Annotated in this window: 29 protein-coding genes; 24 read left to right on the forward strand and 5 right to left on the reverse strand. The window is 42.1% G+C overall.

Features of this window, described 5'->3' with window-relative positions; all coding sequences use genetic code 11:
• Positions 1 to 67: 67 nt before the first annotated feature.
• From I588_RS05555 to I588_RS26775, 14 genes are all read left to right on the forward strand, one after another.
• Entirely contained in the window at positions 68 to 535 is a 468-nt protein-coding gene (locus tag I588_RS05555) for a PTS sugar transporter subunit IIA (RefSeq protein ID WP_010757987.1), read from the forward strand.
• A gap of 19 nt (positions 536 to 554) precedes the next feature.
• A complete protein-coding gene (locus I588_RS05560; RefSeq protein WP_010757988.1) occupies positions 555 to 854 on the forward strand; it encodes a PTS sugar transporter subunit IIB in 300 nt (99 codons plus the stop codon).
• 27 nt (positions 855 to 881) lie between these two features.
• Complete coding sequence (locus I588_RS05565) at positions 882 to 2324, forward strand: PTS galactitol transporter subunit IIC (protein WP_010757989.1); 1443 nt, start codon at positions 882 to 884, stop codon at positions 2322 to 2324.
• A gap of 49 nt (positions 2325 to 2373) precedes the next feature.
• Entirely contained in the window at positions 2374 to 4452 is a 2079-nt protein-coding gene (locus tag I588_RS05570; RefSeq protein WP_010757990.1) for a BglG family transcription antiterminator, read from the forward strand.
• Between the two features lie 21 nt (positions 4453 to 4473).
• The gene (locus I588_RS05575; RefSeq protein ID WP_010757991.1) at positions 4474 to 5706 is read left to right on the forward strand and encodes a RuBisCO large subunit C-terminal-like domain-containing protein; all 1233 of its coding nucleotides are present in this window, start codon (positions 4474 to 4476) and stop codon (positions 5704 to 5706) included.
• Positions 5707 to 6089: 383 nt separating this feature from the next.
• Entirely contained in the window at positions 6090 to 7097 is a 1008-nt protein-coding gene (locus tag I588_RS05580) for a thiamine pyrophosphate-dependent dehydrogenase E1 component subunit alpha (RefSeq protein WP_010757992.1), read from the forward strand.
• A 13-nt stretch (positions 7098 to 7110) separates the two neighbouring features.
• Positions 7111 to 8082, forward strand: coding sequence for an alpha-ketoacid dehydrogenase subunit beta (locus I588_RS05585; protein WP_010757993.1), 972 nt, complete (start codon positions 7111 to 7113; stop codon positions 8080 to 8082).
• 37 nt (positions 8083 to 8119) lie between these two features.
• Positions 8120 to 9145 (forward strand): 2-hydroxyacid dehydrogenase, encoded by a 1026-nt coding sequence (locus I588_RS05590; RefSeq protein WP_281169982.1) that lies wholly within the window; start codon positions 8120 to 8122, stop codon positions 9143 to 9145.
• Positions 9146 to 9161: 16 nt separating this feature from the next.
• On the forward strand, positions 9162 to 9404 hold the full coding sequence (locus I588_RS05595) for a biotin/lipoyl-containing protein (protein WP_010757995.1): 243 nt from the start codon (positions 9162 to 9164) through the stop codon (positions 9402 to 9404).
• Positions 9397 to 10074, forward strand: coding sequence for a dihydrolipoamide acetyltransferase family protein (locus I588_RS05600; protein ID WP_010757996.1), 678 nt, complete (start codon positions 9397 to 9399; stop codon positions 10072 to 10074). Before I588_RS05595 ends, I588_RS05600 begins: the two co-directional genes overlap by 8 nt.
• A gap of 35 nt (positions 10075 to 10109) precedes the next feature.
• Positions 10110 to 11492: a dihydrolipoyl dehydrogenase gene (lpdA, locus tag I588_RS05605; protein WP_010757997.1), complete on the forward strand. Its 1383-nt coding sequence runs from the start codon at positions 10110 to 10112 to the stop codon at positions 11490 to 11492.
• A gap of 135 nt (positions 11493 to 11627) precedes the next feature.
• The gene (locus I588_RS27830; RefSeq protein ID WP_010757998.1) at positions 11628 to 11750 is read left to right on the forward strand and encodes a type II toxin-antitoxin system RelB/DinJ family antitoxin; all 123 of its coding nucleotides are present in this window, start codon (positions 11628 to 11630) and stop codon (positions 11748 to 11750) included.
• A 13-nt stretch (positions 11751 to 11763) separates the two neighbouring features.
• On the forward strand, positions 11764 to 11889 hold the full coding sequence (locus I588_RS28025) for a hypothetical protein (RefSeq protein WP_282705539.1): 126 nt from the start codon (positions 11764 to 11766) through the stop codon (positions 11887 to 11889).
• Positions 11879 to 12043 carry a type II toxin-antitoxin system RelE/ParE family toxin gene (locus I588_RS26775; RefSeq protein ID WP_034693822.1) on the forward strand — a complete coding sequence of 55 codons (165 nt, stop codon included), beginning with the start codon at positions 11879 to 11881 and terminating at the stop codon, positions 12041 to 12043. Before I588_RS28025 ends, I588_RS26775 begins: the two co-directional genes overlap by 11 nt.
• Before the next feature lie 79 nt (positions 12044 to 12122).
• Here the strand turns inward: I588_RS26775 and I588_RS05620 are convergent, their stop codons facing one another.
• A complete protein-coding gene (locus tag I588_RS05620; protein WP_010758000.1) occupies positions 12123 to 12932 on the reverse strand; it encodes a MurR/RpiR family transcriptional regulator in 810 nt (269 codons plus the stop codon).
• Positions 12933 to 13082: 150 nt separating this feature from the next.
• Here I588_RS05620 and I588_RS05625 point away from each other — a divergent pair, with 150 nt between their 5' ends.
• From I588_RS05625 to I588_RS05645, 5 genes are read left to right on the forward strand one after another with little or no spacing between them, the layout of a single operon-like run.
• Complete coding sequence (locus I588_RS05625) at positions 13083 to 14096, forward strand: Gfo/Idh/MocA family protein (RefSeq protein ID WP_010758001.1); 1014 nt, start codon at positions 13083 to 13085, stop codon at positions 14094 to 14096.
• A 19-nt stretch (positions 14097 to 14115) separates the two neighbouring features.
• Positions 14116 to 14589, forward strand: a complete 474-nt coding sequence (locus tag I588_RS05630; protein ID WP_010758002.1) for a PTS sugar transporter subunit IIB — start codon at positions 14116 to 14118, stop codon at positions 14587 to 14589.
• Positions 14590 to 14606: 17 nt separating this feature from the next.
• Entirely contained in the window at positions 14607 to 15368 is a 762-nt protein-coding gene (locus I588_RS05635; RefSeq protein WP_010758003.1) for a PTS mannose/fructose/sorbose/N-acetylgalactosamine transporter subunit IIC, read from the forward strand.
• 2 nt (positions 15369 to 15370) lie between these two features.
• Positions 15371 to 16189: a PTS system mannose/fructose/sorbose family transporter subunit IID gene (locus I588_RS05640; RefSeq protein WP_010758004.1), complete on the forward strand. Its 819-nt coding sequence runs from the start codon at positions 15371 to 15373 to the stop codon at positions 16187 to 16189.
• 14 nt (positions 16190 to 16203) lie between these two features.
• On the forward strand, positions 16204 to 16608 hold the full coding sequence (locus I588_RS05645; RefSeq protein WP_010758005.1) for a PTS sugar transporter subunit IIA: 405 nt from the start codon (positions 16204 to 16206) through the stop codon (positions 16606 to 16608).
• A gap of 48 nt (positions 16609 to 16656) precedes the next feature.
• Here I588_RS05645 and I588_RS27835 read toward each other — a convergent pair whose 3' ends face one another.
• Both I588_RS27835 and I588_RS27840 read right to left on the reverse strand, forming a co-directional pair.
• The gene (locus I588_RS27835) at positions 16657 to 16947 is read right to left on the reverse strand and encodes a hypothetical protein (protein WP_051130089.1); all 291 of its coding nucleotides are present in this window, start codon (positions 16945 to 16947) and stop codon (positions 16657 to 16659) included.
• Positions 16948 to 16979: 32 nt separating this feature from the next.
• Positions 16980 to 17189 (reverse strand): hypothetical protein, encoded by a 210-nt coding sequence (locus I588_RS27840; RefSeq protein WP_245569589.1) that lies wholly within the window; start codon positions 17187 to 17189, stop codon positions 16980 to 16982.
• Between the two features lie 359 nt (positions 17190 to 17548).
• Between I588_RS27840 and I588_RS05655 the strand changes: the two genes are divergently transcribed.
• From I588_RS05655 to I588_RS05675, 5 genes are all read left to right on the forward strand, one after another.
• Positions 17549 to 18238 (forward strand): response regulator transcription factor, encoded by a 690-nt coding sequence (locus tag I588_RS05655; RefSeq protein WP_010758006.1) that lies wholly within the window; start codon positions 17549 to 17551, stop codon positions 18236 to 18238.
• A complete protein-coding gene (locus I588_RS05660) occupies positions 18225 to 19214 on the forward strand; it encodes a sensor histidine kinase (RefSeq protein ID WP_010758007.1) in 990 nt (329 codons plus the stop codon). The genes I588_RS05655 and I588_RS05660 overlap by 14 nt, the downstream gene beginning before the upstream one ends.
• 76 nt (positions 19215 to 19290) lie before the next feature.
• Positions 19291 to 19977 carry an ABC transporter ATP-binding protein gene (locus tag I588_RS05665; RefSeq protein WP_010758008.1) on the forward strand — a complete coding sequence of 229 codons (687 nt, stop codon included), beginning with the start codon at positions 19291 to 19293 and terminating at the stop codon, positions 19975 to 19977.
• Positions 19974 to 22550, forward strand: coding sequence for an ABC transporter permease (locus tag I588_RS05670; RefSeq protein ID WP_010758009.1), 2577 nt, complete (start codon positions 19974 to 19976; stop codon positions 22548 to 22550). Before I588_RS05665 ends, I588_RS05670 begins: the two co-directional genes overlap by 4 nt.
• A 78-nt stretch (positions 22551 to 22628) precedes the next feature.
• The gene (locus I588_RS05675) at positions 22629 to 23600 is read left to right on the forward strand and encodes a serine hydrolase domain-containing protein (protein ID WP_010758010.1); all 972 of its coding nucleotides are present in this window, start codon (positions 22629 to 22631) and stop codon (positions 23598 to 23600) included.
• 43 nt (positions 23601 to 23643) lie between these two features.
• Here I588_RS05675 and I588_RS05680 read toward each other — a convergent pair whose 3' ends face one another.
• The gene (locus I588_RS05680) at positions 23644 to 23853 is read right to left on the reverse strand and encodes a helix-turn-helix domain-containing protein (protein ID WP_010758011.1); all 210 of its coding nucleotides are present in this window, start codon (positions 23851 to 23853) and stop codon (positions 23644 to 23646) included.
• Positions 23854 to 23875: 22 nt separating this feature from the next.
• Positions 23876 to 24394 (reverse strand): DUF2975 domain-containing protein, encoded by a 519-nt coding sequence (locus I588_RS05685; protein ID WP_010758012.1) that lies wholly within the window; start codon positions 24392 to 24394, stop codon positions 23876 to 23878.
• Between the last annotated feature and the right edge of the window lie 217 nt (positions 24395 to 24611).

A 24611-nucleotide genomic window follows, 5' to 3' on the forward strand; every position in this document is an offset into this window, starting at 1 on the left:
AAAGAAAATGTTTTTCGAAATTCGGCGCTGAATAATGAGAACCTTTACATTTATAGGAGGGATGGTCGTGAGTAATTCCCAGTTGTTGGCATTTGATCGTGAGTTAGTGAAGCTTGATGAATATTATGAGAGTCAGGAGGAGCTATTTAATAAAATAGCTGCTTGGCTGCATGACAAGGAATTGGTCCATGAAAATTACAGCGAGGCTTTAAAAAAACGGGAATTAGAATTTCCAACAGGCCTGCATACCAAGCTTTACGATGTTGCGATTCCACATGCAGACCCGATTCATGTAAAAAAACCTTTCATTGCCTTTGTGAGACCGGCAAATGAAATCGTATTCAATGAAATGGCTACTAAGAAAGCTGAAGTAAAGCCGAAGATCATTTTATTTTTAGGCTTGATGAAAAGTGAGGAGCAGCTGTCGGTTTTGCAAAAATTAATGAAGCTGTTTTCCTCAGAGGAATTCATGACGGGCTGTCTGCAGTCAGTCGAGGATGAGAAGGTATTTGAGCTACTGGAAAGTGCATTTTAAAAAAGGGGGAGCTTTAAAAATGAGAACAATCAATGTGTTATCTGTATGCGGGTCAGGCTCGGTGACGAGTTCCATGATCGCAGGAAATGTTCGTGATATGTTGGACGATGAAGGGTATCAGGCACAAACGGTAGAGTGCAATCCAAACGGGGTGGACGAGCTATTGGCGAATCGTGAATTTGACATTATCGTGCATACCAGTCCGTTAAAACGTGAATATGATCTGCCGACGATTAATGCAATTGGTCTTCTGACTGGAACAGATGAAGAGGGGTTCGAAGAAGAATTGATGGAAGCGGTAAAGGGGCTAAGTCTATAAATCCTACAGGAAGGAGATTTCTAAACTATGGATAACTTTTTAAATCTATTATCGGATATTATGAACGCATTTGGGTCGGCTGTAGTGGTTCCAATCGTCCTTTTCGTTATCTGTCTCTTAATGAAGGTAAAGCCAAAGAAAGCTTTTCAATCTGCTCTGAACTGTGGGATTGGGTTAATTGGGTTTAACTTGCTGATTGGTGCCTACACACCGATTCTTGCTCCGGTCATTGAACGAATGGTCGAAACAACCGGGATCAACATGAATATTATTGATACTGGCTGGCAGCCGACTGCGGGAATTATTTACTCAGCGAAAATCAGCTTAGTCTTCTTGGCACTTGGCTTGGTGATGCAGACATTCCTGTTTGCCATTCGCTTCACCAATATTTTTCAGCCGTCGGATCTGTGGAACAATTACTCCTACATGATCTGGGGTGCGATGCTTCAGTTAGTGACAGGCAATACATGGCTGGCAATTTTACTGATGGTCTTAACTAATTTGTATTGCTTAATGCTTTCTGAAATTACGGAAAAACGGTGGTCCAAATACTATGGTATCCCAGGAGCAACCTTAGCAATTGCCCACGATTCAGCACCGGTACCGTTAACCTTGGCGATGAACTGGTTATTGGATAAATTAGGTGCCAACAAGATTAAGTTAAATCCTCAAACCATTGAAAAGCGTTTAGGTTTGTTTGGAGAAGCAACTACACTTGGTTTGCTGTTGGGGCTGATCTTAGGAATCTTAGGGAACTTGACACGTTTAAATACGTTGGAAGGTTGGGGCGAAGCGGTTCAACTGGCCGTTGCCACAGCAGCTATCATGGCAATCTTCCCTAAAATTGCGGCAATTTTCAGTTCGGCTTTCTCAAGTATCACCTCGGCTTCTAAGAAAAATGCGAAGAAGTCTACTAAAGGCGGTCAAAGAGAATGGTACATCGCCATCAATGATGCGGCAGGTTACGGAGAACCAGCAACGTTGCTTTCAGGTATGATTTTGATTCCTATTATTTTGATCTTAGCGGTTATTCTGCCAGGGAACCAAGCATTGCCGATGATTGACTTGATTGGTATTCCTTATTTGATTCAAGCAATCGTGGCTATGACCAATGGGAATATTTTCAAGACAGTGATTATTGGTGCGGTTTATCTGTGTGGTGGTTTGTATATGGTAACTGCGGTTGCGCCAATCTTCAATGATTTGGCCGTCAGCGTTGGCTATGAGATTCCATCAGGTGCCATGATGATCTTTAGTATTATCCTGCTAGCCAATTGGGTAAATGGACTGCTCTTCTTAATCTTCTTGAATGGAAGTCCGCTGCTGATTGGGCTCTCGATTATTGTGTATGTGGGCTGCTACTTATTTGTCCGTACGAAACGCGACAGCATTCATGAATATTTAGAAAAACAAGCGCTGGGTGATGAGTATGTTCCAGAGCCGGCTGCGGGTGAAGTATCAACAGAGTAAAGGAAATCGATTGACTTTTAGATAGAAGAAAACTGGGGGAGTGATAGAAATGGATCGTCGAATATTTGATCTTTTGCATGAAATTGTTTCTAGTCAGGAGATTGATTTGTCGGAGCTGTCTGAAAAATACTCCTTAAATAAAACCCAGATTGATTACTCTTTGAAAAAAGCCAATCAATATTTACTGGAAAACCACATTGCTCCATTAAAAAAAGAGAACAATATGCTGACTGGTCGCCTGACCATGGAGCAGCTGAACTTGATTATCGAAAAAGAAAATGACACTGGCTGGCTTTCTGATACTGAACGAAAAACGTTAATTGAATTTATGCTGATGCTGCAAAACGACACATCATTGGCACATTTTTCGATTGATTTGAAGGCCAGCAAAAATACCATCTTGAATGATTTAAAAGACGTGAAAAAGAATTTCGAGGAGCAAGGGATTCAGCTGCATTACAACCGTCGAAAGGGCTACTATCTGGAGGGCAATGAAATTACGATCCGCAGAATGCTGTTGAAACGTATTCGTGAAACTGATCGTATCAAACAGATGGTGGCGACAAATGGCTTTCTTGAGCTGCGGGATGGGAAGTTTTATCATGACTTCTTTAAGCAAATTGAAGAGGGCATGAGCATTCGCTTGTCTGACGAGATGATTTATCGTCTGCCCTTCATTATCGAAGCATTATTAAAACGAGCAAATAATCAGCATCAGCTAAAAGAAGCGGATCTGATTGATTTAGCTGTATTGAAGCAAGAAGATTCCTTCCAAATTTTGCGCGAGATTTTTGTAAAAAATCTTCCGCTGGAGACGGTCAGCGAGGCGGATATTAGTTTTCTGATCATTCAAATTTTGGGTGCCAGCCTGGTACTTAGTCAGGTGAAGCAGGAGACCTATGAAAAAGATCCGTACTATCATCTGATTTGTGAGATGGTCTGGCGTTTTGAGAACAGCATGGCGATAAAATTTCATCAAAAGGAAGAAATCTACTTGAAGTTTTATCAGCACATTATCCCAGCCATTTATCGAATCAAGTACGACATCCCCCTTGCTAATGACCTTTCAACGAGAGTGAAGCAGGAATACAGCTATATTCACTCTATCGTACGCAAGGTAATTGATCCAATTGAGCAGGAGCTGCAGACCAGCTTTCCAGAAAATGAATTAGCCTATTTAACCATGCTGTTTGTAGGACTGATTTTTTCACAAAATGCCCACATTGAAAACAAACCTAAAGCAGTTGTTTTGTGTGAAAACGGCCTGACAGAATCGTTGCTGCTGACCAATGTCCTACGCGAAATTTTTCCGGAGTTTGTCTTTATTGGCTACATGTCTAAACGGGATTTTGTCAAAAATGAGGTGCCCGCAGATGTGATCTTTTCCACTGTGTATTTTGACACCGAGCAGTTTCTCTTTGTGGTTGATCCAGTAATTAACGATGAGAAAAAACTGTGGCTGCGAAAAAATGTACTGAAGAAAATCCGTTTTTATGGACCCAAACAGGAATTAATGAAAAAGGAACAGATTAATCAATTTATTGAAAGTAATGAACCTTTTGTAACGATCAAGGATAAAAAAGGGTTGGAGGCTTTTCTAGATATTACCCTGCAACCATTTTCTCTACAATTATCAACACTGTCGTACTATAACAAACCATCCTTATTACAATTATTGCCGATTGATCATATTCAGGTAAGCAATGATCCGCTCTCATTAGAGGAGGCGATTGTTTTGTGCAGTCAGCCGCTAGTTAAAAATAGAATAGTGGAAGCCTCCTATGCAGAGCGAATTGTTGCCAACTATCCTAAAGGGGAATCTTATTTCTCGATTGCACCTAAAGTGGCGTTGCCCCACACAACGGGTATGAATGATGTTCACAGTGTCGGCATGAGCTTGCTGAAGCTGAAGGAACCCATTTATTTTCCAAATGAAAAACGCTGGGTTTCACTTCTGATGGTAGTGGCGCCCTTGAATAATGACATGCATATCAATGCGGTTACTCAGTTTCATAAAATTGTTTTGGATGACAAAAATGTTGAAAGGCTGCTGAAGTGTCGGGAGCCAGAAGAATTACGCGACATCATTAATCAAAAGGTATTAGAGCTTGAGGATGCAAGAAAATAATCTCAGAAATGGGGAAAAACAATGAAATTTGAAACACTGAAAATGGCAGAAGGCTTAAACAATGAATTTGTAATTGCGACTTACTACATGAAGTCTGAAAAAGAACCGGATCTTTATGATTGGGTAAAGCTGGTGGCAGCCGATCAAAGTGCTGGAACCTGGACCCATGTTGAAGGTGAAACGCCAGAGGTTATTGCACTGTATGGAGCAAAAGTGATTGGCGTTTATCCAATGTCAGATGGGATTTCTTGTATTGCCAGAGTGGCCTTCCCGATTGCCAATTTCCCAGCGTACATGGCGATGGTCATCAGTACAGTTGCTGGAAATGTGTTAGCCCAGGATGGCATTCGTTTGGTTGATATTGAGTTTCCAGAAGTAATGCTGGAACAATTTACTGGTCCTTTAATGGGTGTTAGCGGCATTCGCGAATTGCTAGGAATCAAGGAACGGCCATTAGTGGGAGCGATTTTGAAGCCTTGTATCGGTGTTCCTCCTGAAGCCAGTGCAGCTGGTGCGGCAAAAGCGGCGCTGGGCGGAGCAGATGTAATCAAAGATGATGAGCTGTTAAGTGATCCGGCGTACTCGCCAATGATTGATCGAGTGAAAACAGTAATGGCCCATTTAAAAGAAGTTGGGAAAGACAAATCTACTTTATATGCTGTAAATATTACCGGCCAAAATGTCATTGAGCGAGCAAAAGCTGCGATTGATGCCGGTGCCAACTCGATCATGGTCAATTACAATGCGTTAGGCTGGGCAGCAACGGAAGACCTGGTTCGTTTCTTGAAGAAAGAAAACATCAAAATTCCAATTTTCGGTCACTGTGCTGGAGCCGGCGCGTACTATCGTTCAGCAAACAACGGTATGTCAGCAGCCTTAAGCTGTGGGAAATTGCCGCGTTTAATTGGTATGGACATGCCGTTGGTTTATCCAGACACAGGACGTTTTGGAACGACCACTGATGAATTAGTTGAAACCCACAGTGCCTTGTCAACGCCAATGAAGTCAATTGAGGCAGCCTTTACTACTGTAGCAGGTGGTGTGCATCCAGGCAGTATTGAGTACTTAATGAATCTATTGGGGAATGAAACCATCTTGATGGCAGGCGGAGGCATTTACGGACATCCAGAAGGCGCCGTCTCTGGTGCGAAAGCCTTGCTGCAAGCAATCGAAGCAGTCATGGAAGAAGTCCCAGTAGTCGAAGCAGCCAAAAACCATGAAGAATTGGATCAAGCCTTGAAGTTTTGGTCTTAATTGATCGATGTGTGTTGAGAAACAAACTCATTTTTCTCAAGAAAAATGAATACCTTAATAGGAAATAGGATGTCAGTTCAACTTTTCGCAGGATTAAAAATCAAAAAGGAATAAAGAATTTCAACACAAGCAAGGAATCAATAAGTTAAGTTGAATGATATACGTACTGAAAAACAAACTCATTTTTCTCAAGAAAAATGAATACCTTAATATGAAGTAGGGTGTCAGTTCAACTTTTCTCAGGATCAAGAATCAAAAAGGAATAAAGAATTTCAACGCAATCAAGCAACCAATAAGTTAAGCTGAATGATATACGTACTGAAAAACAAACTCATTTTTCCCAAGAAAAATGAATACCTTAATAGGAAGTAGGAGGAATTTCGTTGGATACGACTCTTTCAAAAGAAACTTTGTTAAAACTTTATCAAACTATGATCCGTATTCGTGAATTTGAAAATGAAGCGATCGAATTAGCCAAAGCCAATATCACTCGCGCGGCCGTTCACACGTACAACGGTGAGGAAGCAATTGCCGTGGGGGTCTGTGCTCACTTGAGTGACAAGGATTACATTACCTCAACCCACCGAGGACATGGTCATTGTATTGCTAAAGGTGCTGACTTAAGAAAAATGTTCGCTGAGCTGATGGGGCGCGAAACTGGCTATTGCAAAGGAAAAGGTGGCTCGATGCACATTGCTGACTTAGCAACCGGAAACTTAGGAGCCAACGGAATTGTTGGTGGCGGGATTCCCATGGCAATGGGCGCTGGATTGGGCTTGCAGGTTGCTCATGAACCACATTTATCGGTTTCATTTTTTGGCGATGGTGCTTCAAACGAAGGCTCCTTCCATGAGTCTTTGAATATGGCCGCGATTTGGAACCTGCCGGTAGTGTTTATTTGCGAAAATAACAAGTACGGTATTTCTACCTCAACAGAAAAGTCGATGAACATTAAAAATATTTCGGATCGTGCTAAGGGCTATGGCATTAAAGGCATTACGATTGATGGGAATGATTTGGTGAAGGTGTATGAAACCTTCGCCGAGGTGAAAGAGTATGTTTTAGCAGGTAAGGGGCCTGTCTTGTTAGAAATGGATACCTATCGCATGTCCGGTCATTATTTTGGTGATAATGAAAATTATCGTGATCGCGCAGATGTTGAAAAATGGCGGGAAAAAGATCCGATCCTGCGCTGCGAACAGTTGCTGATGAATGACTATGGCGTAACCGAAGACGAATTGAAGGCAATTGAAAAGGCAGAAAATAAACGAGTATTAGCTGCTTCGGAACAAGCTAAGCAAGACCCAGAGCCTTCGATTGCCGATATGACGGATGATTTGTATGATCCAACCTTTGAAGAAATTGAATGGAAAGTATTTTCTAAAGGATAGGAAGGAGATAATTATGCGGAAACTTTCAATGCGTCAGGCGGTTAACGAAGCATTGCACATTGCTTTTAACAGTGACGAAAATGTACTTACCATCGGGGAGGATATCGCTGTTTACGGCGGTCAGCTGCGCTGCAGCTATGACCTGTTGGACAATTTTGGCGGCGAACGTGTGAGAGATACGCCGATTTCAGAAATTGCGATTGTCGGTGCCGGGATTGGTTCAGCCATGATTGGCCGACGCCCGATTGTTGAACTGTCTTATATGGATTTTATCGGAGTGTGCTTTGACCAAATTCTGAATCAGGCAGCGAAAATGCGTTACATGTATGGTGGTCGGGTAAGTATTCCTTTAGTCATTCGCACACAATGCGGTGCCGGACTGGGAAATGGGGCTCAGCACTCGCAATCGTTGGAAAATATTTTGTCGCATGTCCCGGGTATTCGGGTGGTAATGCCATCAAATGCCTATGATGCGAAGGGATTGTTATTACATGCGATTCGTGACAACAATCCAGTGGTCTTTGTAGAGCATAAAGCCTTGTACAAACGTAAATGTGAAGTACCAGAGGAACCTTATGAAGTCAGTTATGAAAGTGAAGTTAAGGAAGCGGGAGAAGATATTACAATCATTTCCTATTCAGCTATGGTAGATGTTTCCTTAAAGGCTGCTAAGAAACTCAAGGACGAAGGGATTAGTGCGGAAGTCATTGATATAAAAAGTATTGAACCATTGGATATGGCACCAATTTTAAAATCGGTAGAAAAAACCGGGCACGCCATTGTGGTCCATGAAGCTGTTAAAAAATCAGGCTTCGGTGGAGAAATTGCGGCACAAATCCAAGAGTTTGCCTTTGATTATTTGAAAAAGCCCGTCTTACGAGTGACTGCACCGGATGTACCAGTACCTTTTGCTAGAAACTTGGAAATGGCGTATGTACCTGATGAAGAGCAAGTGATTGAAGCTGTCAAAAAAACATTGAGCTAAGGAGAGGGTTATCATAAAACTACTAATTACGACTTATATAGATGAAAAAAATATCCAACGGTTAAAAACCTTATTTTCAGAAATTAAATTTGCTGGCATGACTGAATTGGGGCGGATTTTAACGGAGGACGAATTAGCAGATGCACTGGAAGACTGCGATGCCATCATCATTGAATTTGATCCGTTAACGAAAAAAGTCTTGGATCAGGCTAAGAACCTGAAAGTCATTGCCTCAGTTCGTGGGGGAGCACACGCCAATGTCGATGTGGATGCTGTGACCAAACGTGGAATTCCTATTTTCAACGTCCCTGGACGGAATCAGGACACGGTAGCAGATTTCACGATTGGCATGATGATTGCCGTCAGCCGTGGAATTTCTAAAGGAAATCTTTTGATTAAAAATCGAGTAATCACCGATGACAAAACCTACGTGGAAAATGGTTTTTGTGTAACGGATGTCAACTGGGTCGGTTCGACACCTGAGAAATTTGCTTATCTGCAGTACAAAGGGCCAACTTTAGCTGGGAAGACGATGGGCTTAGTCGGCTTTGGGGCAATTGGTCGTGAAACGGCTAAACGAGCATTAGCCTTTGACATGAAGGTTTTGGCTTATGATCCATTTGTTAAGCAAGAGGATATTTCAGCTGATATTCGGTTGGTGGAATTAGAGGAATTAATGGCAGAATCTGATTTTGTTTCGATCCATTTGCCAGTAAATGATGGGACGCGGGGAATTGTTTCAGCAGAAATACTGGGTAAAATGAAGCCGACTGCTTATTTAATCAATACGGCTCGAGCAGCTGTAATGGATTATGACAAATTGATTGAGATGCTGCAAAAGGACGAGCTTGCTGGTGCGGCGTTGGATGTTTATCCAGTGGAGCCATTGCCAAATAATCATCCTTTGCTTGAATTAGACAATGTGGTGCTGACCCCCCATATCGGCGGCTGCAGCATGGACCCTTATGACCGCTCGTATGATAAATTATTCACAGAGTTATCCTTGTTCTTGGATGGCGGCATGCCAGAAAAAGTATACAACCCAGAATTTGCCAACTACTAAATTGGAGGACTAGCAGATGAGAAAAGAAGTAATTATGCCGAAAATCGGCTTGGATATGGATGAAGGAACCATCATCACTTGGTACAAAAAAGCAGGCGAAGCAGTGAAAAAGGGTGAGGTTTTGCTGGAAATTGAAACCGATAAAGCGACGACTGATGTGGAGGCAGCCGTTGACGGTGTCTTAGCTGAAATTGTTGAAGAGGAAGATGCAACAGTAGATATTGGCGAAACCATCGCATGGATTGAAGTCGATGAGTAGTGAAGGAAAAAAGCTGACGGGAATCAAAAAAGCCATGGCCAAACAAATGATCCGCAGCTGGACCGATGTGCCTCAGTTTCAACTGAGCACAACGGTCCGCTGTGACAACTTGATGGCCTACCGTAAAAATTTACCAGAAAAAGTGTCCTTTACAGCGATTATTGCCAAAGCAGTTGCACTGACTTTGAAGGAATTTCCAGAGATCAATCAACGGTTCGTGGATGGTTTGGTGGAGGCGGTAGACTCCGTGAACATGGGAATTGCCAGTGACACGAAACGGGGACTGCTGGTACCGGTAATCAATCAAGCCGATGCAAAATCATTAACGGAAATGCAGCAGTCATTAAACGAAATCAAAGAAAAAAGCAAGCTAGGCAAGTTTTCAATGGAGGAATTAACCGGGGGAACCTTTACAATCAGCAACTTAGGCATGTTTAACATTGAAACTTTTTCTTCTATTGTAAATACACCGGAATTAGGCATTCTAGCCATCGGAAAAATTGCCAAGAAGCCTTATGTGGATGAAAACGATCAATTGATTGCGGCTTCGGTTCTGCAGCCGGTTCTAACCTTGGATCATCGCGTTGCTGACGGGGCTACCGGGGCAAGGTTTTTAACCCGCTTGGCAGAAGTGTTGGAAAATCCTACAGAGCTGCTGCCTTACGAATAGAAGCAAGCTAAAACTAGCAATAAGGAGGATGCGACTTGGAAACAACCATTGCAATTATCGGCGGCGGACCGGGTGGATACGTGGCAGCCATACGTGCAGCACAACTAGGTGGAAAAGTCATTTTAATTGAGAAAGAAAGACTGGGTGGCACCTGCTTGAATGTTGGTTGTATACCTACCAAAGCTTTACTGCAATCGGCAGAAGCCTTAGAACAAGTTCAGCAGGCCAAAAAATTTGGAATCTCGGCAGCTATAGAAGGCTTCGATTGGTCAACAGTGATGAAACGCAAGGATCGTGTGGTTAAGCAGCTGGTCAAAGGGGTTCAAGGCTTGATGAAAACCAATCAGATTGAAGTGCTGCAGGGAACCGCAAAATTTTTAGATGATCAAACGCTTGAAGTCGCGAGGACAGATGGTGAAAAAATCAATTTACAACCCGATCAAATAATCATTGCAACCGGTTCTCAGCCTTTTATTCCACCGATTAAGGGATTGGACAGTTATTCTGATTGGCTAGATTCAAGCAAAGCTCTCAGCTTAGAAGCATTGCCAGCTTCGATGCTGATCATTGGTGGAGGCGTCATCGGAATTGAGTTTGCATCTATTTTCAACCAATTTGGTGTGACAGTGACCATCGTGGAAGAACAACCAGAAATTTTACCCGCAATGGATCAAGAGCTGGCTGAATTATTACGGAAAAAACTGACTAAAGCAGGGATTAATTTCCAACTAGGTGTTCGAGTAGAAGAAGTAGCTTCTCATGAGAACGGCGTTGCCCTTTCCCTAGGTAACGAAAAACTTACTGCTGAAAAATTATTAATTGCTGTAGGGCGCAGAAGCTATACTCAAGGCTTAGGTTTAGAAAATACTTCAGTCAAAACGGATAAACAGCGGATTTTAGTCAATGAACGGACCCAAACCAATGTGGCTCATATTTATGCGATTGGCGATTGTACAGGCCAAGTAATGTTGGCTCATTATGCTTCAGCTCAAGGTGAAATTGCGGCAGAAAATGCTTTAGGTGCCAAGGAAATCTTTCATGGCGAGGTTACACCTGGTTGTGTTTACTCTGATCCGGAATTCGCAGGTGTGGGTTTAACAGAACAAATGGCAGCCGAAAAAGGAATGAACTATCGTGTAGGGAAGTTTCCGCTAAAAGCTAGCGGAAAGGCATTAGCAATGGATAAGACGTATGGCTTTGCGAAAGTGTTAGTGGAAGAAAAAACCAATAAACTCATTGGCGTTCATTTACTCTGTGAACGTGCCACTGATTTAATTACAGAAGCGGCAGTGGTGATGCAGCAGGGCGGAACGACTAAAGAAATTTTGGAAACCATTCATCCCCATCCAACCTTAAGCGAGGTTATTCGAGAAGCTGTAATGGCTGCAGATCAACGAGCGATTCATATTCCGAACTAAGAACAGGAAGCAGATTCTTTTGAGTCTGTTTCCTGTTTTTATGTATAGTGAAAAGATAGTTTATTTTGTAACGCCATCGTATTTCCCATGGGATGTTTCCGTATTATAATAAACAGCGAAAAGGGAGTGTCGAGTATGGCTGGATCTAGGTTAAACATCCGTATTGATGAGAAACTAAAAGAACAAGCAAAAGAAGTTTTTTCTGAACTTGGTATGGATTTGACGACAGCTGTCACTATTTTTTTAAGCAAACAGTAAGAGATGGGGGGGGGTGCCCTTCCGACCTCATTTAGAAGATCCTGACAGTATTCTGACAAGAAAACAGGCTGAAAATGGTGAAGGAGAAACGTTTTCGAGTGTGGAGGATTGGTGGGATAAGACCAACAATGAAAATTAGAGAGACGCCAATTTTCAAAAGAGATTTCAAACGAATAAAAAAGAAGCATTATGACATGACTAAATTGAAAACAGCAGTAAATTTGATTGTTTCTCAAGATAAACAGCTGTTGGTCAGAAAATATAAAGATCATTCATTAGTAGGAAATTGGTAGGGGGTTCGGGAGTTACCTATTGAAAAACCGGTGAAGGTATAAAACCCCGTCACCGGTTTCTTCATATTTTGGGCAGGAACTATTCCTCCAGCCGTCTTTTTATAATTGTCCGCAGAGTCTTTTCACGAATTGTTAAAATGTCTTCTGCCCGATATTTATCTTCATAAAGCTCAACTAACAGGCCGGAAAGATACATTTGACTCATACGACCTGGAACAGGAGAACTGATAAATTCATCGTAAGAACTTTGCAGCACGATATCACTTAGCTGAGCGATGGGTGATAGCAAATAGTTTGTAATACCGATAATGGTTGCACCATTTTCCTTGGCAATTGAAAGTGCCTCTACTAAATCTGACGTTCTGCCAGTTAGTGAATAAGCAATCAGCAAATCCTCTTCAGTCATCGCAGCAGCAGCATTCACCTGAAAGTCAGAATCTATTAAGGCCGTCGATTGTACTCCGTTGCGCAATAATAGTTTTTCTAAATCCATAGCGGACATACCGCTTTGTCCCTTGCCGAAAATGTAAATATGCTTTTTCGTTTTGAACATCTCGACTACTTTTTCCAAGTCAGCTTCATTGATGTATTGATGCGTTCGCTTAAGAGAATCATCAATCTTATTTAACATGGATGAATTATCGAAGGGTTCGTGAGCTGAGCCGATATTCATTTTTGCAATAGAAATTTTTAAGTCGGTGAATCCATTTAAGCCTAGTTTTTTACATAGTCGGATAATGGTGGCATCTCCTACTTCCAGCAATCGGCTCAAGTCGCTCATTGTGTTGTGGATAACCTTGTCTTGGTTGGAAACAATATAATCAGCGACTTTTTTTTCTGATTTGGTTAATTGCTGGTAGAGATCATTAATGCGATCAATTATATTCATGCGATCCTTCCTTTACTAATCTGTCGTATAACATTGTACCATGTTTGTTGGCAGTCAAATAGCTGATTTTATATTGACAATCTCTCGCCAGGGGGTTATTATGGATTTGTGGAGTAATAATCCAAAATTAAAAAAATGGAGGAGAATAGTTTGGATCAAAAATTGAGAGTAGCGGTAGTCGGTGCAGGAATTTATGGAATTCATCATGTGGATGTCTACAACCAAAATCCGGCTGTAGAGTTAGTAGCGGTTTGTGATTTTAGTGAGGAAATTCGGGCAAAAGTGGAAGCGCTATATAAAGTAAAAACTTATGCTTCTGTTGAGGAAATGTTGTCAAATGAAAAATTGGATGCGGTTTCTATTGCTACGCCAGATCACTTACACTTAGAACCTGCTCTTGCGTGTATTAACAAAGGATTAGACATTTTAGTTGAAAAGCCTTTAGCAACTACGGTCCCAGATTGTGAAGCGATTTTGGAAGCCGCTGAAAAGAACAAGGTAAGGGTGGCGGTTGATTTTCATAAGCGATGGGATCCTGCAGCAATCTATACGTATAATCAGTTAAATGAAGGGGAGCATTATCCAATCCGTGGATACATGAATATGGATGACACGATTGATGTTCCAACTAAATGGTTCAAATGGGGCAATTCCTCTGACCCCATTAGCTTTTTAGGTATTCATTGTGCAGACTTAATGCGTTGGTACATGGGCTGTGAGGCAACTGAGGTTCGTGCGGTGGGATCAAAAAAACTACTGCCAAGCATGGGGGTGGATACTTACGACAGTGTTCAATCAATGATAACCTTTGAAAATGGTTGTACATGGCTATTGGAAAATTCATGGGTGCTGCCTTCGGGATTTGCTAAGGCGAATGATAGCAGAACAACTATTCTGACATCAGAAAAGTATATTCGCATCAATAATCAAAATCGAGGGGTAGAAATGGTAGATAGTGATAAGACCCATACACCAAATGTATTTTTCTTTAATGATTTCAATGGGAAGGTTGTCGGTTTTGGTGCAGAACCAATCAATGATTTTGTAGATAGTTTGTTGAAGGGCTCAGACTTTCTAGCCACTGGCTACGATGGACTGCAGGCAGCGAAAATTACCGCAGCGATTCATCAAAGCCTAGAAGAAGGCAAAACGGTTGCGATTTAATGAAATGGGGGAGTAAAAGATGGCTACTCAAAAAATGGTAAGAATTGACTATCGACTAATCCATGGACAGGTGGTAGCAAAATGGATTAAGTTTCGACCAGTGAATCGCTTGATTGTTGCAGATGATGAATTGTTAAAAGATGAGTTCATGAGCGATATTTATAAAATGGCTGCTCCAGGAAATGAAGTTGAGATAGTTGCGGTAGATGATCTTCAAGAAGCGCTGGATCGTAAGAATGATCAAGTGATGCTCATTTTTCGGGATGTAGCTACTGCTAAGCGTATATTTGATGCAAACATCGAACTTGCGGAATTGAATGTCGGTGCGGTGCCGAGTGCGAAAGAGCGTCATTCTATAACCCAGGGAGTTGCGTTATCTAAAGATGAATTTGAAGTATTGCAGGAAATGAAGAAGACAGGCTTAGATGTTTATATTCAGCCGATCCCCGAAAATGACAAGCTGACTTTGGATAGCATTCAGAACAAACTATAAAATTTGGAGGAGAAAATATGGATAACAATTTACTGATGGCTTTTTTGATGGCCCTCCTTTACTGGGTTAGTCGTGGGATGATTGGTGGTTATTTTGCGCTTTTCTTCATTGGTAATCCAATCTTTATTGGTTTAATTGCTGGAGCGGTTTTTGGTGATGTATCTAAGGGGCTTATCATTGGTGGAGGGATTGCTGCGGTGTTTGCAGGAATTATTGCACCAGGCGGGAATTTGCCGACGGATCAAGGAATGGCAGCAGCAACAATGATTCCTATTGCTTTGAGAACTAACTTGTCAGTAGAGCAGGCCATCGCATTTGCGGTTCCTTTAGGACTTTTAGGAGCACAATTATTGAATCTGCGTAAGATTATCAATGTTCCTCTAGTCCATAAGGCAGATGAATTTGCAGAACAGATTGATACGCGAGGGATTGAGCGAACGGCCATTCTATATCCAGCAGCCACATCGTTTTTGTTATTATTTGTACCGGTTTTCGTTGTTGTTCTATTTGGTCAAGATGCAATGCTGGGAATATTAGACTTCATTCCGGAGTGGATCATGCATGGTTTGGAGGTTGCCGGAGGTGTGCTGCCAGCCGTAGGGTTTGCTTTAATTATTAACTCGATTGGAAAGCCGCGATTGATTCCATATATTATTATCGGCTTCATTTGTGTTTCTGTTTTAGGAATGAATAATTTAGTTACAGGAGTAGCAGCTATTTCAATAGCAGTGATTATTGTGATGAATCGCAGACAGATCACGGAACTGATAGGGGGATAAACATGTCGAAAGAGGAGAGCGTTAAATTAACGAAGAGTGATATTAGAAAGACGATGTTCAGATGGTATTTCTCAACCGAAATGCCCTTAAATTATGAACGTATGCAATCAGTTGCGTTTACTTATGCACTCATCCCTGTCTTAAAAAAGCTGTATAAGAATAAAGAAGATTTGAAAGAAGCATTGCAGAGGCACTTGGAGTTGTTTAATACAAATGCTACCGCAGGGGGGTTAATCTTGGGGACCGTTCTGGCGATGGAAGAAGACAAGGCTAATGGTGGAGGTGTTACTGGTCAGTCAATTATTGGGATCAAAACCGGATTAATGGGGCCGGTAGCTGCCTTTGGAGATTCGTTTAGTGCAGGGACTCTCCAAACATTATGTATTCTAGCAGCTAGTACGTTAGCAGTCAGCGGTTCCTATTTTGGTTTAGTCATGCTGTTTTTAGGAAATTTTATTTTAATGACTGAATTATTTCTTACCACCAATTTAACTTACAGCAAAGGAAGAGAGGCTATCAAGGATGTACTGTCTTCTAGAACCATGACGGATGTGCTTGAAGGAGCAAATATCTTGGGCATGATGATGATGGGTGCCTTGACAGCTTCTATGGTTAGACTGGAAACCGTTCTGTCTGTCAAATTTGGTGAAACGGAGATGCTGATTCAAGAGAATATTGATCGCTTAATCCCAGGATTATTTGCATTGCTGACCTTGCTTCTATTTTATTATTTGATCAATAAGAAAAATTTGAGTATTTCTAAGATTATTTTTGGAACGATCATTGCTTCTGTTGCTTTGTCATTTTTAGGGATTGTTTAAAGAAAGGATTGCGAATGAAAGGAATACTATTAATTGGACATGCGACCATTTCACAGGGAGTGTTGGAGGCTTTAGAACTTTTTTGCGGGAATTTGGAACAGGTTGAGGCATTATCCTTGGAGCTGGAACAGGATATCCAGGAATTTAGTCAGAAATTAAAAGCTGCGGTTGATGCTGCAGATACAGGGCAAGGAGTGGTTGTCTTCTGCGATTTGGCTTTTGGTACTCCTTCCAATGTGGCTGCACAACTGCTGAACACAAAAGAGTATAAGGACCGGGTGCAGATCATTACCGGCATGAATTTGCCGATGGTGTTGGAATACACTCAATCACGTACAGCCGAACTAGATTTTAGTGAGGTTGTTCAAGTTGGGAAAGAAGGCATCATTGATTTGAACGAACGGATAAACAATAAGTAATTGGAAAAACGCCGAGGATTCATTTTCCTCGGCGTTCACCTATTTATCCTACATCAGCTTCCCAGCTGCTTGAAAGAATTCTTCCTGGCTGATTTTGCCTAAGACAAATTTCTTGCTAAGCAAGCACATTTCGATAGTGGCTGTAGGTGCTTCCTCCAGCTGTTCCTGCCATTTCTCTTCGTTGTCCAAAGGCTTAAACACAGATTGTTTTTTGGAGAAAGCTTGATAGTATCGCAAGCCCAATTTCCGCTGTGAAATTGCATTCAGGTGAATGCCGTCAGGGTTGGCAGTTAAACCTTCTGCGGTGAAAAAGTAGCAGTTCTCTCCTTGTGCTGCCACCTTCAGTTCAAGGAATTAATCCCAGTTTCTCGTCAGGATGCTGCTTCACCCATAGAAAGCAGCGGCCCTACTCCAGCGATTTCTCGATCAAAAGGAAGGGGCTCAGCCACTGTTTGCAAACAACCATTGCGCAGCATTTGAAGTGCTCGTGATAAATTGGTGCTGTTTCCTCGATAAATCTGTGACCAGCCATGTTGGACTGACTGAACTGATTGATTAATAAAATTGATTGCATTGGGCACGCTTTTTTCAATGAGTAATGTGCTAAATATTTTGGGGAATAAAAATGGTTTTCCCTTTTTTTGCGTAACTTAATTATGAACCGATAAATGAAGGCGTCGAAAAAATTTGACAAACACTCTCTTTTCCACTCCTATCGCTGTCTTAAGGCGTCTTTGTTCTATCGGTTCTTTACTAAAATGACAACTGTGTTGACTATTTTTCACTCGGAAAATGACTAAAGCTAATCAAGATCGGAACGGATCGTTCGGGTCTTTTTTTCTGTATACGGATTTTGCTGTGAAATCTAACCCCATGCTATACTTAAAAAGAAGCTGCTTGCCATCAAGACCAGTTTAGATATAGACAGGGGAGACTACTTATGACACATATTTTTCTCGTTGAGGATGATCAGACGATTGCTAAAAATTTGATGCTGTTATTACGCACAGAGGGTTTTGCAGTTACGCATGCCGCTACCCGCAAGGAAGCATTGAAATTGTTGCCTGTTCAGCGGTTTGATTTGGCGTTGATCGACATCTCTTTGCCAGATGGAAATGGGTTCACCGTATGTACTGAAGTGAAAGAGTTTCAAACGATTCCGGTTATTTTTCTGACAGCTTCAGATGATGAAGCCAGTGTAGTAACCGGACTGAACATGGGAGCGGATGACTATATCACAAAGCCGTTTCGACCGAGAGAGTTAGTTGCTCGCATCAAAAATGCCTTGCGCAAGACTAGCGGCATCCCAGTTGCTTTTGAAATCCAAAACGTACAGGTAGACACCGCCAGTGGAGTTGTAAAAAAGGGCGGCAACGAAGTATTTCTTTCCGCTTTAGAGTATCGTCTGCTGTTGGTGTTTATTAACAATCCGACAAGTATCATTCCTAGAGCGCGGCTGTTGGATGAACTTTGGGACGCTGCTGGCGAATTTGTTAATGACAATACCTTGACTGTTTACATTAAACGGCTGCGGGAAAAGATTGAGGATGATCCTGCTAAACCGCAGCTGATTTTAACGGTTCGGGGAACCGGCTATCGTTTAGGAGGCAGAGATCATGCTCCGAAATAAAGAATTTCGCTGGTTGCTTTTAGTGCTTGGCGGACTAACGCTCGTTTTTACCATCGTTGGCTGGAAAATAAGTCCGGCGGCTGGCAGCTTACTGCTGATTTCAGCCGTTGTTTTCAGCGTGGTCTTTTTTATCTTTACTCAAAAACGCTATCAAAGCATCGCCCGCATTTCCCATCAAATTGATCTGGTGCTGCACAATGAGGAACGGTTATTCATGAACGAGCTGCAGGAGGGAGAACTGTCGATTTTACAAAGTGAAATTACTAAAATGACGCAGCGAATCCGCGAACAAAATGCGGCTCTAAAAAAAGAAAAAACACATTTAGCAGATTCTTTGGCCGACGTAGCTCATCAGCTCCGCACGCCATTGACTTCCGCCAATCTAGCGTTGTCGCTGCTGGAAGATACAACTGATCAAAAGGAGCGCAAGGTTTTGGTACGGGAAACTGAAGATTTACTGCTGCGGATGGATTGGCTCTTAACCTCTTTGTTGAAAATTTCTCGTTTGGATGCTGGAGTGGTGACGTTCCAAAATGAAACTATTGCTATGAATACGTTGCTTCAAACGGCATTGCGGCCTTTAGCTATTCCAATGGAGCTGCGAAGCATTCGAATTCAGCTGGAAGTTCCAGCAACGGTTACAATCACTGGCGATCCGGGCTGGTTGTCAGAGGCCTTGCAGAATATTTTAAAAAATTGTATGGAAAGCTTGGATGAAGGCGGCCAAATTGAGCTAACCTGCAGTGACAATCCACTGTTCACTGAGCTGAGGATTCATGATAGTGGTCATGGGTTTCGGCAGGCGGATTTACCGCATGTGTTTGAACGGTTTTATCGGGGAGAAAAGGATCAAGCCACGGGCTATGGAATTGGCTTGGCGCTTTGCAAAATGATTATTACTCGCCAAAATGGAACGATTACTGCTCAGAATCATCCGCAGGGTGGCGCGCTTTTTGTTCTCCGTTTTCCAAAGTGACGAATCTCTCACTTTAAAGTCACTTGGTTGCAAGCTAGAGGTTCTATGATAAAAGAAAAGAAAGGAGCCGCCTATCATGGAGCTTTTGAGAATTGAAAATGTAAGGAAGATTTATGGCACGGGAGAAAATCAAGTCGCCGCCTTAGATGGGGTTTCACTGACGATTGAGAAGGGGGAATTTGTTGCTATTATTGGTTCTTCCGGTTCAGGGAAATCAACCCTGCTGCATATTATTGGTGGGGTAGATGTGCCCACTAGTGGAAAAGTGTACGTTGATGGACAGGATGTTTATGCGCAAACGAACGAAAAGCTGGCAATTTTTCGGCGCCGGCAGGTGGGCTTGATTTATCAATTTCATAATTTGATTCCCACATTGAACGTAGTTGAAAATATTACTTTGCCAGTGCTAATGGATAAACGAAGGGTAAATCAAGAGCGGTTGAAGGAATTATTAGAGCTGTTGGGTCTGGAAAAAAGGCAAAATCATTTGCCCAATCAGCTTTCGGGCGGTCAACAGCAGCGCGTTTCGGTGGGGCGGGCATTGATGAATGCTCCAGCGGTTATGCTGGCGGATGAACCAACAGGCAGCTTGGACAGCCGAAATGGGCACGAAATTATCCAATTGCTGAAGCTTAGTAACCGCAAGTATGGACAAACCTTAATCGTGGTTACTCATGATGAGAGCATTGCGTTGCAGGCTGATCGGATCATTGGGATTTCTGATGGTAAAGTGGTGCGAGATGAGCGGACGGTGCGTCCATGAGTATTTTCAATAAGGTAACCATGGAAAGTATGAAGAAAAGCCGGACACGTACGTTAGTTACAATCATTGGTGTTGCTTTGTCAGCGGCGATGATTACCGCGGTAGCAACCTTCGCGCTGTCACTGCAGGATTACACGATACGAGGAGCCAGTGAAAAATATGGCAGCTGGCACGTGTCTTTTCCTGACGCAACGGCTTCTTTTGTGGAAAAGCAAGAGCATAATGACGAAGTAGCTAGTCTCACTACTTTTGAAAATCTAGGCTATGCTTCTTTGTCTGATGGGAAAAATCCTAATAAGCCCTATTTGTTTATGGCTGGTTTTAATCAGTCGACCTTTGAACAGCTACCGCTTCAGTTAGTTTCTGGTCGATTGCCAAAGAATAGCAGTGAGGTTCTTATTCCTGAGCATTTGGCCTCAAATGGTGGCGTGCACATTGCAGTAGGAGACAGCATTACCTTGGATCTTGGCGAACGAAGACAGGAAAATCAAGTTCTCGGGCAACATGATCCATACTCAATTGAAGGAGAGCCTGGAGCATTCAAAGAAAAACTGGTACCCAAAATGACGAAAACCTACAAGGTTGTGGGAATTTGCCAACGTCCTAGCTTTGAGGAATTCACTGCACCGGGCTATACCTTAATCACAGCAGCTGATCCGGCCGTCCCAGCGATTAGCCGTAATGCATTTGTCACCCTGAAGAATCCAAGAATGGTGAAAGACTATGCAGAAAAGGTCGCAGGTAAAAATTCTTACGTTTTAAATGAAAACGTGCTGCGCTTTATGGGATTATCTGAGGACACGATTTTTAATACACTGCTCTTTTCGGTTGGCGGAATATTAGTGCTGCTGGTAATGGTGGGTTCGATTTTTCTGATTTATAATTCCTTCGTCATTTCTCTGAATGAACGTACTCAGCAGTTCGGGATTCTTTCCTCCGTTGGGGCCACACCAAAACAGCTGCGTAATTCTGTCCTGTTTGAAGGGATTTGTATTGGAGCAATTGGGATTCCTTTAGGGATGCTTGCTGGACTGGGCAGCATTCGTTTGGTTATTTCCTTAGTAGCTAGAAATTTTAGCAACATTATGTATGCCAATGTGCCGTTGAAATTAATCCTCTCAGTACCGGTGCTGCTTTTTGCCGCCTTGATCAGCTTAATTACTATTTTAATTTCAGCTTATTTACCAGCACGCAAAGCAGCAAATACACCTATAATGGAAAGCATTCGTCAAACGAATGAGGTAAAGCTGGAAGTAAAGAATATCCGAACATCAAAGCTCGCTGAAAGGTTGTATGGTTTAGAAGGAACCTTGGCGTTGAAAAATTTCAAACGCAACAAAAAACGTTACCGCAGCATCGTGCTGTCATTAACCTTGAGTGTGGTATTGTTTGTAGCTGCTCGTTCCTTTGGGGCGCATTTGCAGCAGGCTGCCGAACAATCAGTTGTAGACAGTGATTACGATTTGGTTTTTACCACACCAGATATGCCGGAAAACCAACTGTTCCAGCTGTATGATGAATTGAAAACAGTCGATGGTGTTAGCGCGAGTTCTTATCAGGCTAACGTAAATTATTCTACGGTAGTGCCTACGACAGAATTATCGTCCGCTTATCGAAGCAAGCTGCAAGAGCCGACAGCCCAAACCCATACGTTTCCGCTGACAATTCAATTTATCGAAGATCGTGAGTACCGAAAATTTCTTCAAAGCTTGAATTTACCAGTGGAAGAATACATGGGCACAAATGCTAAAATGACAGCAGTGGCTAAGTCCAAAGCTGGAAAACCAAAGAATGGAAAAAGCGAGCTGATTGATTTATTTGCACAGGACAAACAGACACTGACAATAACGCCTAAGACAGAAGCTCCCAATGCTGCTCAGCAACAGGTGGACGTAACCTTTGTTGATACCATTCCACTGGATACCCTGCCAAGCCAGCCGGGAGAACGTAAATCCGATGTTTTTATGATTGTGGCGCCTTATCAGCTGAAGGAACAGTTTTCTCCAGCCGGAATCCAGCAGCAATTAGGCTTGACCTTCTTATCTGACCGCCCAGCGCAATCGGTGAAGGAAATGGAGAATATCCTTCAACAAAAGGGGATCACGTCAGCTTATACCTTGTACAATGCAAAAGAAATCTTCGATCAGAATCGCAACATTATTTTCGTAGTCAATGTTTTCGCCTATGTCTTTGTAGGAATGATTTCTTTAATTGCTGTTGCCAATGTATTCAATACGATTTCGACCAATATCAAGCTGCGTAGAAGAGAATTAGCGATGCTGCGATCAGTAGGAATGTCCGATCGGGGCTTCAATAAGATGATGCTTTTTGAATGTGCCCTGTATGGCTTGCGGGCATTACTGTTGGGAATACCTGCTGCAGCAATCATTGCGTGGTTGATCTATAAAGGAATGGTTGCAGGTGGCGCTGAAATATCCTTCCTGTTTCCTTGGGGCAGTCTATTAATTAGTATGACAAGTGTCTTTCTAATTGTATTGATCACCATGTTTTATGCTGTCAGCAAATTGAAAAAAGAAAATATCATTGATGCCTTACGCGATGACTTAGCGTAATCTTTTCTCAATAAAAGTTCTCGTTGACTTTCCCCTTACTGGAACCTTTACCATAGGATCAGAAACGGGGGAATGAAAATGACGAACGAAAAATTTAGGGCCTTAGAGAATAGGATTCAAACAACGTATGGCAACACAGCAGGAATTGCTGTAGTAAAGAATGGGGATTTGGTTTATGAACAGTATTTTGGCGACTGTGACGCAGATAATTTTATCCATGTTTTTTCAGTTACCAAAAGTGTCATTTCAGCATTGATCGGAATTGCTTTAGACAAAGGCTATATCAGCAGTCTTGATCAGAAAGTGCTGGAGTTTTTCCCGGACTACCAGGTGGATCAACAGGAAAAAATGATTCAAGAGGTTACTATACGAGACTTGCTGACAATGACAGCGCCTTATAAGGAAAAGCAGAATCCTTATCCAGAATATTTCACTAGTCTTGATTGGGTGGAATTTTCATTAGACATGTTAGGCGGTAATGGAAAAATTGGCGACTTTCAATACGCCCCATTAATTGGTCCTGATATTTTATCCGGTATTTTGGAAAAGGTCAGCGGACAAACTGTTTTAGAATTTGCTCGCGAACAATTATTTGCCCCGATGGACATTTCAGTGGCCGAAGCAATCACCTTTCCTAGCCAAGAAGAACAGATGGCCTTTTATGATTCAACCACTACCAGCGGGTGGGTAGCTGGTCCGACTGGTGTGAATACGGCGGGGTGGGGCCTAACCTTGACGACTAAAGATATGGCAAAAATCGGCCAGCTATATTTGGCTGGGGGTGTTTGGAACCAGCAGCAGCTGGTGCCTAAAAAATGGATTGAAGAGAGTACTCGAGAGCATAGCTGCTGGAAGGAGATGAATCTTCACTATGGGTATCTATGGTGGGTACTGGGAGAGGGAACTTTTGCCGCACTAGGCGATGGCGGAAACACGATTTATGTAAATCCGCAAAAACAGCTGGCCGTAGCGATCTCAGCTTTGTTTGTCCCAGAAGCAGAGGATCGGATTGAGTTAATTAAGACTGAAATTGAGCCGTTGTTTGACTAAAAAATACCAGACTGGAATGCAATCATTCCATCTGGTATTTTTTCTATTCTTCATCTTCGATATACTCCAAAATATCTCCTGGCTGGCAGTTCAATACCTTGCAAATTTCATTTAAGGTAGAAAAGCGAATAGCCTTGGCCTTTCCAGTCTTCAGAATGGAGATATTGGCATTGGACATGCCAACCCGTTTGGCTAGTTCGCCAGAGGGCATTTTATTCTTGGCTAAAACGACATCCAGATTTACTTGAATCATTGGTTTTCCTCCTTGTAAAGTCTCAGATTGTCAACTTGTTTTCTTCAGCAATCAAATTAGCTCTTTCCAAAATCTTAGCTAAGGCCCAAACGATGGCAGCCCCTACCATATAGGTTAGATCTAGTGAGAATCCTCCCGTACTAAAGCCCTGTAACTGCGCCATTACATCAGGCAAGCTGCTGGCAAAGGATAAGATCAGCAATAAAGCTGCAACTTTTTTAGCAGTAGTTACATTTTCGGAAACGAAGATTCGATCCATTTCCAAATTTTTGAAGAAACTGCGAGTGAAGTAGAACAAGATACCATTCAAAATAAAGAGAATCATCAGGGAGCCAATAATTAATGGTGAGGCAAACAGCATAGGAGTTTTTGCTCCGTAGATTAAGTCACCATCGAAAATAGATTGGATAAAACTTTGAGCTTGAGAGGTGTGCAATACGAAAGCCATCCCCAGCACAGCGACAGCCGCGATCACCATTAAGCCAATTGCCAAACTAAAAATAATTTTCAAACCTTTATATACATTTTTTTCTGCGTTCATTGTCATACACTCCTTTTTTTGGTTAAACGTTAACCTTGAACACAGTTTATACCTTTGTTTAAAGTAAGTCAACAAAAATATATCGATAATCGATAAAAAAATATCGCTTTTCACTAAAAATATATCGAATTTCGGTTTGAGGAAGTATTGGAAATGGCTCTGTGGCGTAGTTTAGGGCAGGAAATCGTTTAGAAAAAATACCATTAAAAAAATTTTT

Origin of the sequence: Enterococcus pallens ATCC BAA-351, assembly GCF_000407485.1 — a bacterium.
Taxonomy (GTDB): domain Bacteria; phylum Bacillota; class Bacilli; order Lactobacillales; family Enterococcaceae; genus Enterococcus_A; species Enterococcus_A pallens.

Coding starts and splice junctions, on each gene's coding strand:
- I588_RS05560 (WP_010757988.1), top strand. CDS start 555: ATGAGAACAATCAATGTGTTATCTGTATGCGGGTCAGGCTCGGTGACG.
- I588_RS27830 (WP_010757998.1), top strand. CDS start 11,628: ATGGCTGGATCTAGGTTAAACATCCGTATTGATGAGAAACTAAAAGAA.
- I588_RS05620 (WP_010758000.1), bottom strand. CDS start 12,932: ATGAATATAATTGATCGCATTAATGATCTCTACCAGCAATTAACCAAA.
- I588_RS05575 (WP_010757991.1), top strand. CDS start 4,474: ATGAAATTTGAAACACTGAAAATGGCAGAAGGCTTAAACAATGAATTT.
- I588_RS05655 (WP_010758006.1), top strand. CDS start 17,549: ATGACACATATTTTTCTCGTTGAGGATGATCAGACGATTGCTAAAAAT.
- I588_RS05585 (WP_010757993.1), top strand. CDS start 7,111: ATGCGGAAACTTTCAATGCGTCAGGCGGTTAACGAAGCATTGCACATT.
- I588_RS05685 (WP_010758012.1), bottom strand. CDS start 24,394: ATGAACGCAGAAAAAAATGTATATAAAGGTTTGAAAATTATTTTTAGT.
- I588_RS05635 (WP_010758003.1), top strand. CDS start 14,607: ATGGATAACAATTTACTGATGGCTTTTTTGATGGCCCTCCTTTACTGG.
- I588_RS05680 (WP_010758011.1), bottom strand. CDS start 23,853: ATGATTCAAGTAAATCTGGATGTCGTTTTAGCCAAGAATAAAATGCCC.
- I588_RS05670 (WP_010758009.1), top strand. CDS start 19,974: ATGAGTATTTTCAATAAGGTAACCATGGAAAGTATGAAGAAAAGCCGG.
- I588_RS05645 (WP_010758005.1), top strand. CDS start 16,204: ATGAAAGGAATACTATTAATTGGACATGCGACCATTTCACAGGGAGTG.
- I588_RS05665 (WP_010758008.1), top strand. CDS start 19,291: ATGGAGCTTTTGAGAATTGAAAATGTAAGGAAGATTTATGGCACGGGA.
- I588_RS05600 (WP_010757996.1), top strand. CDS start 9,397: ATGAGTAGTGAAGGAAAAAAGCTGACGGGAATCAAAAAAGCCATGGCC.
- I588_RS05660 (WP_010758007.1), top strand. CDS start 18,225: ATGCTCCGAAATAAAGAATTTCGCTGGTTGCTTTTAGTGCTTGGCGGA.
- I588_RS05595 (WP_010757995.1), top strand. CDS start 9,162: ATGAGAAAAGAAGTAATTATGCCGAAAATCGGCTTGGATATGGATGAA.
- I588_RS05630 (WP_010758002.1), top strand. CDS start 14,116: ATGGCTACTCAAAAAATGGTAAGAATTGACTATCGACTAATCCATGGA.
- I588_RS05640 (WP_010758004.1), top strand. CDS start 15,371: ATGTCGAAAGAGGAGAGCGTTAAATTAACGAAGAGTGATATTAGAAAG.
- I588_RS05675 (WP_010758010.1), top strand. CDS start 22,629: ATGACGAACGAAAAATTTAGGGCCTTAGAGAATAGGATTCAAACAACG.
- I588_RS05570 (WP_010757990.1), top strand. CDS start 2,374: ATGGATCGTCGAATATTTGATCTTTTGCATGAAATTGTTTCTAGTCAG.
- I588_RS26775 (WP_034693822.1), top strand. CDS start 11,879: ATGAAAATTAGAGAGACGCCAATTTTCAAAAGAGATTTCAAACGAATA.
- I588_RS05565 (WP_010757989.1), top strand. CDS start 882: ATGGATAACTTTTTAAATCTATTATCGGATATTATGAACGCATTTGGG.